Source organism: Corallococcus exercitus (assembly GCF_003611585.1).
In the GTDB taxonomy this organism is placed as follows: Bacteria; Myxococcota; Myxococcia; order Myxococcales; family Myxococcaceae; genus Corallococcus; species Corallococcus exercitus.
In genome coordinates this window covers 1-9,715 of record NZ_RAVW01000369.1, presented here as the reverse complement: position 1 = coordinate 9,715, position 9,715 = coordinate 1, and the positions used below count along the sequence as shown (strand labels likewise).

The window sequence follows — 9,715 nt, the reverse complement described above, 5'->3', positions numbered from 1 at the left end:
GGTGGCGTGGTTGTCGTGGACGAGGTCCGGGTAGTACTGGTGCGTGTCCCCGCCCAGGAAGCCGTAGTAGCGCTCGAAGCCGCGGCCCAGCGGCCAGCGCGAGTACGGCCCGGCGGCGCTCGTCTGCTCCGCGGGGGTCAGGTGCCACTTGCCCAGCGCATACGTGTTGTAGCCGGCCTCCATCAGCATCTCGGAGAGGAAGCCGTTCTCGAAGGGGATGTTGCCGTTGTAGCCGGGGTAGCCCATCGACGTTTCGGTGATGGTGGCCATCCCATTGGAGTGGTGGTTGCGGCCGGTGAGGACGCACGAGCGCGTGGGCGAGCACAGCGCGGTGGTGTGCATGTTGTTGTAGAGCAGCCCCCCTTTCGCCAGCCGGTCCAGGTTCGGCGTGCGGATGGGCGAGCCGTAGCAGCCCAGGTGCCCGAAGCCCGTGTCATCCAGGATGATGAACAGGACGTTGGGCGCGCCCGGCTTCGAGCGCAGGGGGGAGGGCCACGCGGGAGACGACTGCTCCCAGGTGCGGCCGATGACGCCGGGGAAGGGACTGCCGGGTTTGTATTCCTTGAGGGACATGAGCGAGCGCGCCTCCACGCGAACCGGAACGTTCTTGTGGGTGAGGTGCATCGCCCCGGAGAACAGTGGACCTGCCCTCCGGACGGAAGCAGCCGGTCCCAGGCCCCGGCCGCTTCCCTCTTCACACCCCGCTCACGTCACGGGGAACGGGTTGCGCTCGTGGAACTGCCGCTGGTGGAAGTACGGGTACGGCCAGGGCACCGTGCTGGCGGCGTCCAGCGTGGCCACCTGCGCGGGCGTGAGGTTCCAGCCGATGGCGCCCAGGTTCTGGCGCAGCTGCTCCTCCGTGCGCGCGCCGATGATGACGTTGGACACGGTGGGCCGCTGGAGCACCCAGTTGAGCGCCACCTGCGGCACCGTCTTCCCGGTCTCCTGGGCCACGGCGTCGAGCGCGTCCACGACCTTGAAGAGGTACTCCTCCGGCACCTGCGGGCCGCCGGCCGCGGTGGCGGGGTTGTTCAGGCGGCTCGTCTCCGGCTTCGGCGCGCCCCGGCGCAGCTTGCCGGTGAGCCGGCCCCAGCCCAGCGGGCTCCACACCACCGCGCCCACCTTCTGGTCCTGCGCGAGCGGCATCAGCTCCCACTCGTAGTCCCGGCCCACGAGCGAGTAGTAGGCCTGGTGGGCCACGTAGCGCGCCAGGTTGTAGCGCTCCGAAACGGCCAGCGACTTCATCAGGTGCCAGCCGGAGAAGTTGGAGCAGCCGATGTAGCGGATCTTCCCCGCGCGCACGAAGCCGTCCAGCGTGTTGAGCACCTCCTCCACGGGCGTCACCGCGTCGAAGGCGTGGAGCTGGAACAGGTCGATGTAGTCCGTCTTCAGCCGGCGCAGCGCGGCCTCCACGGCGCGCGTGAGGTGGAAGCGCGAGGAGCCCACGTCGTTGGGCCCGGTGCCCGCGCGGAAGGTGGCCTTGGTGGAGATGATGGCCTTGTCGCGCCGTCCCTCCAGCGCCTTGCCGAGGATCTCCTCCGCGAGCCCGGCGGAGTAGCCGTCCGCGGAGTCGAACATGTTCACGCCCGCGTCCAGCGCGATGTCCACGAGGCGCGTGGCCTCCTTCACGTCGCTGGAACCGAAGCCCTTGAAGAACTCACCCGAGCCGCCGAACGTGCCCGTGCCCAGACTGAGGACGGGGACCTTGAAACCCGAACCACCGAGCTGCCTGTATTCCATGACGTTCACCTCGTGACGAACCGGGGGAAAGGCGGCCCACGTAACGGCCCGTGGCGCGGCGCGCAACCGTCGTTTCGCGACATGCGTCGTGCTTGAAGCGGAGCGGACGCGCGCCCATCATGCGCGCGCCTTCCCGAGCGGGAAGGCAGGGGTCCAGGTCTCACGTGAGCATGTCCGCGCCACCCGCATCCGGCCGTCCCCCCATCCTGCGGGCGCTGGTCTATCTGCGCCGCTACCGCCTGGAGGCGCTGGGGGCGCTGCTGTCGCTGCTGCTCGTCTCCGTGGCGAACCTGGGCGCGCCGCAGATGATCCGCATCGCCATCGACCAGGGGCTCGCGCGCGGAGAGCGGCGGCCCGTGTGGCTGGCGGTGGGAGGGCTGGTCGCCATCGCGCTGGGGCGCGGCCTGTTCAACTTCCTTCAGGGCTACCTGGCGGAGCGCGCGTCGCAGGGCGTGGCGTTCGACCTGCGCGACGCGCTCTTCGCGCGCATCCAGCGGCTGTCCTTCAGCTACTACGACCAGGCGCAGACGGGGCAGCTGCTCACGCGGCTGACGAGCGACGTGGAGGCGGTGCGCACCTTCGTGGGCAGCGGCGTCGTGCAGTTCGCCGCCGCGGCGGCGATGCTGTTGGGCTGCGCGGGGCTGCTGGTGTACCTGGATCCGGTGCTGGCGCTGGCGGAGCTGAGCTGCGTGCCGCCCATCCTGTGGTTGCTGCGCCGGTTCATGGGGCGGATGCGGCCGCTGTTCGGCCAGCTGCAGGCGCTGCTGGGCTCGCTCAACACCACGCTGCAGGAGGATCTGCGCGGGCTGCGGGTGGTGCGCGCCTTCTCCGGCGAGGCGCGGGAGCGGGAGCGCTACGGGAAGATCAACGCGGAGCTGCAGGAGAAGAACCTGCGGGTGGTGGACGCGCTGGCCGGCAACTTCCCCTTCGTCACCCTCTTCGCCAACCTGGGCACGCTGATGGTGGTGGGCGTGGGCGGCTGGCGCATCTTCCACCAGAAGCTGACGCTGGGAGAGCTGGTGGCATTCAACAGCTACCTGGCCTTCCTGTTGATGCCCCTGATGACGCTGGGCTTCTTCGCGGCCAGCATGTCGCGGGCGAGCGCGTCCGCGCAGCGCGTCTTCGAGCTGCTCGACACGGCGGTGGAGGTGGCGGACCGCCCGGGCGCGGCTCCGCTGCCTCCGTTGCAGGGCCGCATCGAGCTGCGCGACGTGCGCTTCCGCTACGCGGGCAGCGACCGTGAAATCCTGCGCGGCGTGAGCGTGACGCTGGAGCCCGGGCAGCTGGTGGCGGTGCTGGGCACCACCGGCTCCGGCAAGAGCACGCTCATCAACCTGCTGCCGCGCTTCTACGACGTCACCGGGGGCGCGGTGCTGCTGGACGGGCATGACGTGCGGGACGTGACGCTCGCGAGCCTGCGCTCGCAGATGGGCGTGGTGCTCCAGGACGCGCTGCTGTTCTCCGGCACGGTGCGGGAGAACATCGCCTACGGGCGCCCGGAGGCCACGCAGGCCCAGGTGGAGAGCGCGGCCGAGGCGGCCCAGGCGGCGGAGTTCATCCGCGAGCTGCCCCAGGGCTACGACACGGTGGTGGGCGAGCGGGGCGTGGGGCTCTCCGGCGGACAGCGGCAGCGGCTGGCCATCGCGCGGGCGCTGCTCACGGATCCACGCCTGCTCATCCTGGATGACAGCACGTCGGCGGTGGACGCGCGCACGGAGACCGCCATCCAGGGCGCGCTGGACGCGCTGATGCGGGACAAGCGCCGGACGGCCATCGTCATCGCCCAGCGCATCAGCACCGTGCGGGACGCGGACCTCATCCTGGTGCTGGACGAGGGGCGCATCGCCGCGAAGGGGCGCCACGAGGAGCTGCGGGCCACCAGCGAGCTGTACAACGACATCCTCGGGTCGCAGCTGCTGCCCCCGCGCCAGGAGGAGGTGGCATGAGGCGGCCGGGAAGCATCGAGGCGATGGCGGAGCTGGAGGCGGGCCGCGCGCGGCAGCGGGGGAAGGTGTTCCGCCGGCTCCTGGGCGAACTGCGGCCGCACGCGGGCATGCTCGCCGTGGCGATGGTCTTCATCCTGGTGGGCGCGGCATGCCAGGCCCTGGGCCCGTACCTGATGAGCCGTGCCATCGACCACGACATCGGCTCGGGGGACGGCTGGGGGCTGCTGCGGACGCTGGCGGTGTTGTTCGTCGTCTACGTCGTGGGCACGCTGTCGCAGCAGGCGCAGACGCGGCGGGTGGGCTACGCGGGGCAGTACGTGCTGTCGGACCTGCGCGTGCGCCTCTTCGAGCGGCTTCAACAGCTGCCGCTGTCGTGGTTCGACCGCCGCCCGCTGGGCGACCTGATGAGCCGCCTGCTCAGCGACGTGGACACGCTCAACCAGCTCTTCGCGCAGGGGCTGACGCAGCTGCTGGGGTCGCTGCTGGGGCTGGTGGGCGTGCTCGTCGCGATGTTCGCGCTCAACGCGCGACTGGCGCTGGCGTGCTTCTCCCTCATCCCCGCCATCGTGCTCACCACCTGGTTCTTCGCGTCGCGGGCGCGCAATGCCTACCGCAAGACGCGGCAGACGGTGGGCGACGTGACGGCGAACCTCCAGGAGGAGATTGGAGGCGTGCGGCAGGCGCAGGCGTTCAACCGCACGGAGAAGAACATCGAGCGCTTCCGCGACCGCAACGCGGCCAACCGCGACGCGAACGTGGCGGCGGTGGGCATCACGTCCGCGTTCTCGCCGGCCATCGACCTGCTCTCCACGCTGTCCACCGCGCTGGTGGTTGGCTACGGCGGCATGCTGGCGCTCGACGGGCAGCTCACGGTGGGCGGCGTGGCGGCGTTCCTCATCTACGTGCAGCAGTTCTTCCGGCCGGTGCAGCTGGCCGCGTCTGTGGCCGCGCTGATGCAGTCCGCGCTGGCGGGGGCGGAGCGCATCTTCGCCATCCTCGACGAGGCGCCGGAGCCGCCGGACGTGCCCGGCGCGGTGGTGCTGGAGTCGCTGAAGGGCGAGGTGGCGTTCGAGGGAGTGTCCTTCGGGTACGACCCGGCGCGGCCCGTGCTGCGCGACGTGTCCTTCCACCTGAAGCCCGGCCAGACGCTGGCGCTGGTGGGGCGCACGGGCGCGGGCAAGACGACGGTGGCGAGCCTGGTGCCGCGCTTCTACGACGCGACGGGGGGCACGGTGCGCATCGATGGGGAGGACGTGCGCCAGGTGACGCGCGGCAGCCTGCGCCAGCAGATGGCCATGGTGCTCCAGGAGCCATTCCTCTTCAGCGGGAAGGTGGCGGACAACATCGCCTACGGGAAGCAGGACGCCACCCGCGAGGAGGTGGAGGCGGCGGCGAAGGCGGTGCACGCGCACGACTTCATCACCCGGCTGCCGCAGGGCTACGACACCGTGATGGGCGAGGGGGGCGCGACGCTCAGCCAGGGCCAGCGGCAGCTGCTCGCGTTCGCGCGCGCGGTCATCGCCAATCCGCGGGTGCTCATCCTGGATGAGGCGACGGCGAACATCGACACGCGCACGGAGGCGCTCATCCAGCTGGCGCTGGGGCAGCTGCTGTCGGGCCGCACGAGCATCGTCATCGCGCACCGGCTCAACACCATCCGCCACGCGGACCTCATCCTGGTGCTGGAGCACGGCACCGTGGTCGAGCGCGGCAACCACGCGGAGCTGCTCGCGAAGGGCGGGCTCTACGCGGAGCTGTACCACCAGCAGTTCCGTGACACGCCGGAGACGACGGCCAAGGCCCTGGGCTGAAGGGGTGCCGTCACGGGGCGCGGACGTCGCGCGCTGGACCGTCTCCGGCTCCTTGATTCCCGCGGGGCCTGCATCCCGCTTGCACGGCTGACCGCCCTTCGTTACCCAGCGGCCGAGGGTGCGGCCCTGGCGGCGTGCGCTTCGCGTTGGCAGTCCCCATCTCCAGCATTCATGGCGGCGGGCCCCAGCGCGCACCCTCTTCAACTTTCAAGGAGCAGGCATGGCAGGCAGTCGAGGGACAGCGTTGGTGACGGGCACGTCCGCGGGAATTGGCGCGGTGTACGCCCGGCGGCTGGCGGCGCTCGGGTATGACCTTGTCCTCGTCGCACGGCGGGAGGAGCGGCTGAAGGCGCTGGCGGCGGAGCTGACGGCGGCGCATGGCATCCGCGCGGAGGTGCTGCGGGCGGACCTCACGGTGCACGCGGACCTCCAGCGGGTGGCCGCGCGCGCGGCGGGCGACGACCTCACCCTGCTCATCAACAACGCGGGCGTGGGCGGCTACGGCCCCTTCGCACAGGTGGAGCCCACGGCCCTGGAAGGGCTGGCGAACCTGCACATGATGGCGCCCATGCTGGCCACGCGCGCGGCGCTGCCCGGCATGCTGGCGCGCGGGAAGGGCGCGGTCATCAACGTCGCCTCCCTGCTCGCCTTCTCCGGCGCGTTGCCGCCGGGCCCCCTGCCCCACCGGGCCACCTACGCGGGCGCGAAGGCGTTCCTCGTCCACTTCACCCGCACGCTCGCGGGCGAGCTGCGCGGCACGCCCGTGAAGGCCCAGGTCGTCTGCCCGGGCATGACCTTCACCGAGTTCAACGGAGGCTATCCCGGCACCATGTCACCCGAGGACGTCGTCACCGCGTCGCTCGTCGCGCTGGAGCGTGGCGAGACGGTCTGCGTCCCCGGGCTGGAAGCCGCGGAGGCCCTCGCGGCCCTGGAGAAGGCCGAGGTCGGCCTGCTGCGTGGGGCCACCCACACGCTGGCCGGGCGCTACCGGGCGTCCTGAATCCGGGGAAACGCATTTCCTGCACATGCATCTATTCGCGCATTCACCTGCACGGAGGAAGCACCCATGAGCGGAACCTCGACGCGACCCGCGGAGAAGAGCGGAACCTTCAAGCTGGGCGGCGACCTGCCCGTCCACCGGCTGGGCTATGGCGCCATGCAGCTCACCGGCCCGGGCATCTGGGGCCCGCCCAAGGACCGGGCGGAGGCGGTGCGTGTGTTGCGCCGCGCGCTGGAGCTGGGCGTGGACTTCATCGACACGGCGGACTCCTACGGCCCCTACGTCAGCGAGGAGATCATCGCGGAGGCCCTGCACCCCTACGCCAAGGGCGTGGTGGTGGCGACCAAGGCGGGCCTGGTGCGCACGGGGCCCAATGAGTGGCATCCGGTGGGCGCGCCCAAGTACCTGCGCCAGCAGCTGGAGATGTCGCTGCGCCGGCTGAAGCTGGAGCGCATCGACCTGTACCAGCTGCACCGCATCGACCCGAAGGTCCCGGTGGAGGAGTCGCTGGGCGAGCTGAAGGCGCTGCAGAAGGAAGGGAAGATCCGCCACATCGGCCTGTCGGAGGTGTCGGTGGAGGAGATCCAGCGGGCGCGCAAGGTGGTGGACATCGTGTCGGTGCAGAACCGCTACAACCTGACCGACCGCGTGCACGAGAAGGTGCTGGACTACTGCGAGAAGGAGAACCTGGGCTTCATCCCGTGGTTCCCGCTGGCGACAGGCGGTCTGGCGAAGCCGGGGAGCACGCTCGACTCCGTGGCGAAGCAGCACGACGCGACGCCCGCGCAGATTGCCCTCTCCTGGCTGCTGGCGCGCTCGCCGGTGATGCTGCCCATCCCCGGCACGTCCTCCGTGAAGCACCTGGAGGAGAACCTCGCGGGCGCGGAGGTGAAGCTCACCAAGGATGAGCTGGCCGCCGTGGACGCGCAGGCGTCGGGCCGCTGAAGCCGGGCCTCGTCACTTCCGCTTCAAGTAGCGCAGGAGGAGCGTCACCAGCTCCTCCTGGAGCAGCCCCTGGGTCAGGGACTCGGGGCGCTCCACCACCGCGCGGTGGATGACCGCGTGGGACACCGTGTCGATGAGCCACAGCGCCAGCTCCGGGTCCGGCACGTCAGTCTTGAACCTGCCCAGGGCCTCCAGCATGGGCGCGTCCTCCGGGTCCCACTTCCTGGGGGGACGCGAGGGCAGCTCCTCCGTCAGCGCGTGGTGCAGCTTCGGATCCACCGCGTGCGCCGCGAAGCCCAGCGCCACCAGCGTCCGGATGAGGTCCTCCAGCGTGTCGAACCTCCGCGTCGCCAGCACCTCCCGCGCGGCGACGCGCTGATCCTTCGCGTGTCGGCGAGCCACCTCCGCCACCAGTGACTCCTTGCTGGGGAAGAACTGGTACAGCGACGCCACGTTGACGCCCGCCCGCTCCGCGATGCGGTTCGTCGTCAGCTTCGCGTAGCCGTCACGCACCAGAATGTCAGCAGTCGCCTGCACCAGCGCGTCCACCGTCGCGCGCGAGCGCTCCTGCGTGGGCGTCTTCCGAGGGGAAAACTTCGCGCGCGGCATGCCGGACTCCTGGGGCGGGAACGCAAGCTGACAACATAAGCACTTCCTTACATTCTTGTCTCCGTCGCGCCGGGCCCACGCATGGGCCCGCGACAGGAGGCTTCCCATGTCCCATGCAACCCTGCCGGTGCTCGTCATCGGCGCTGGTCCTACCGGTCTGACGCTCGCGTGCGACCTCGCACGCCGGGGCATCCGCGTGCGCATCGTGGACGCGGCCCCCAAGCCCTTCGGCGGTTCTCGCGGCAAGGGGCTTCAACCTCGCACGATGGAGGTGATGGAAGACCTGGGCGTGCTCGATGCCGTGCTCGCCGCGGGCACCCCCTACCCCCGCATGCGCATCCACTGGCGGCGCTTCGTCGTGGGACGCTGGACCATGGTGGTGCCCCGCGCCGCGACCCCGGACGTGCCCCATCCCAATGGCTGGCTCGTGCCCCAGGCCCGCACCGAGGGCATCCTGCGCGACCGGCTGGCGTCGCTGGGCGTCACGGTGGAGTTCGGCACCGCGCTCACCGGCTTCACCCAGGACGGCACCGGCGTCACCGCCACCCTCACGCGTGACGGTGCGGAGGAGGCCGTCCGCGCGGAGTACCTGGTCGGCGCGGACGGCGGACACAGCCGCGTGCGCAAGGAGCTGGGCCTGGCCCTCCATGGCGTCACCCACGAGGAGGAGCGCATGGTCGTGGGCGACGTGCGCGTGGAGGGCCTGGCACACACGCACTGGCATGTCTGGCCCTTCGCGAAGCGCGGCATGGTGGCGCTGTGTCCCTTGCCCGGCGCGGACCGCTTCCAGCTCGTCCTCCAGGTGAAGCCCGGCGACTCCCTGCCGGAGCTCACCGAGGCCGCGCTCCACCAGCGCTTCCAGGAAACCGCGCGCCCCGGCTCCAAGCTGCGCCTGCACGACGCGAGCTGGCTGTCCGTGTATCGCCCCAACGTCCGCATGGTGGACCGCTACCGCGTGGGTCGCGTCTTCATCGCGGGTGACGCCGCGCACGTGCATCCGCCCACCGGTGGCCAGGGCCTCAACACCGGCGTGCAGGACGCCTACAACCTGGGCTGGAAGCTGGGCCACGTGCTCCAGGGCGCGGATCCGGCCCTGCTCGACACCTACCAGGCGGAGCGGCTGCCCATCGCCGCGCGGGTGCTCGGGCTGTCCTCGAAACTGTTCGACGGCATGCGGCAGGGACGCATGAAGGCCATGAAGCGGGGCGACGAGGAGCGGCAGCTGGGATTGAACTATCGCGGCGGTCCGCTGGCTCCCGAGTCATCCGACGACACGGCCCGTGTGCACGCCGGAGACCGGGCCCCGGATGCGCCGTGCGTGGATGCGCATGGCAAGCCGTTCCGCCTGTTCGACGCGTTCCGGGGGCCGCACTGGACGCTGCTCGCCTTCGGTCCGGGCCCTTCGGACCCGCACGCGCGCTTTGGTGACACCGTGCGCGTCGTCCGCGTCCTCCCGAAGGGGACCTCCCCTGAAGCCAATGCCTTGTCCGACACGGACGGCCACGCGCACCGGGCTTATGACGTGGCCCCGGGCACGGATGCGCTCATCCTGGTGCGTCCGGATGGCTACGTGGGACATGTGTCCCGGCCCGGCAACCCGGCCGCGCTGGAGCAATTCCTGACGCCGCTCCTGCCCCGCCCCTCCTCCCCGGCAATCCCATCCA

At 70.9% G+C, this 9,715-nt stretch carries 8 protein-coding genes; 5 read left to right on the top strand and 3 right to left on the bottom strand.

Going from position 1 to position 9,715, the window contains the following annotated elements; genetic code table 11:
* Together D7W79_RS32410 and D7W79_RS32405 are read right to left on the bottom strand one after the other, a co-directional pair.
* Positions 1–624, bottom strand: a 624-nt coding sequence (locus tag D7W79_RS32410) for a sulfatase-like hydrolase/transferase (protein ID WP_244222092.1), incomplete at its 3' end; no start/stop codon positions are given.
* An 81-nt stretch (positions 625–705) separates the two neighbouring features.
* Positions 706–1,740: an aldo/keto reductase gene (locus tag D7W79_RS32405; protein WP_120529230.1), complete on the bottom strand. Its 1,035-nt coding sequence runs from the start codon at positions 1,738–1,740 to the stop codon at positions 706–708.
* A 170-nt stretch (positions 1,741–1,910) separates the two neighbouring features.
* Between D7W79_RS32405 and D7W79_RS32400 the strand changes: the two genes are divergently transcribed.
* The 4 genes from D7W79_RS32400 to D7W79_RS32385 all read left to right on the top strand — a co-directional run bounded on the left by D7W79_RS32400 (position 1,911) and on the right by D7W79_RS32385 (position 7,442).
* Entirely contained in the window at positions 1,911–3,686 is a 1,776-nt protein-coding gene (locus tag D7W79_RS32400; protein WP_167497767.1) for an ABC transporter ATP-binding protein, read from the top strand.
* Positions 3,683–5,497 carry an ABC transporter ATP-binding protein gene (locus tag D7W79_RS32395; RefSeq protein ID WP_208729894.1) on the top strand — a complete coding sequence of 605 codons (1,815 nt, stop codon included), beginning with the start codon at positions 3,683–3,685 and terminating at the stop codon, positions 5,495–5,497. The genes D7W79_RS32400 and D7W79_RS32395 overlap by 4 nt, the downstream gene beginning before the upstream one ends.
* A gap of 220 nt (positions 5,498–5,717) precedes the next feature.
* On the top strand, positions 5,718–6,497 hold the full coding sequence (locus D7W79_RS32390; protein ID WP_120529227.1) for an SDR family NAD(P)-dependent oxidoreductase: 780 nt from the start codon (positions 5,718–5,720) through the stop codon (positions 6,495–6,497).
* 66 nt (positions 6,498–6,563) lie between these two features.
* The gene (locus D7W79_RS32385; RefSeq protein ID WP_120529226.1) at positions 6,564–7,442 is read left to right on the top strand and encodes an aldo/keto reductase; all 879 of its coding nucleotides are present in this window, start codon (positions 6,564–6,566) and stop codon (positions 7,440–7,442) included.
* Between the two features lie 12 nt (positions 7,443–7,454).
* On the opposite strand, the gene D7W79_RS32380 is transcribed toward D7W79_RS32385, so the two are convergent.
* The gene (locus D7W79_RS32380; RefSeq protein ID WP_158617102.1) at positions 7,455–8,051 is read right to left on the bottom strand and encodes a TetR/AcrR family transcriptional regulator; all 597 of its coding nucleotides are present in this window, start codon (positions 8,049–8,051) and stop codon (positions 7,455–7,457) included.
* 106 nt (positions 8,052–8,157) lie between these two features.
* Between D7W79_RS32380 and D7W79_RS32375 the strand changes: the two genes are divergently transcribed.
* A partial coding sequence (locus D7W79_RS32375; protein ID WP_120529231.1) for an FAD-dependent oxidoreductase occupies positions 8,158–9,715 on the top strand: 1,558 nt, incomplete at its 3' end.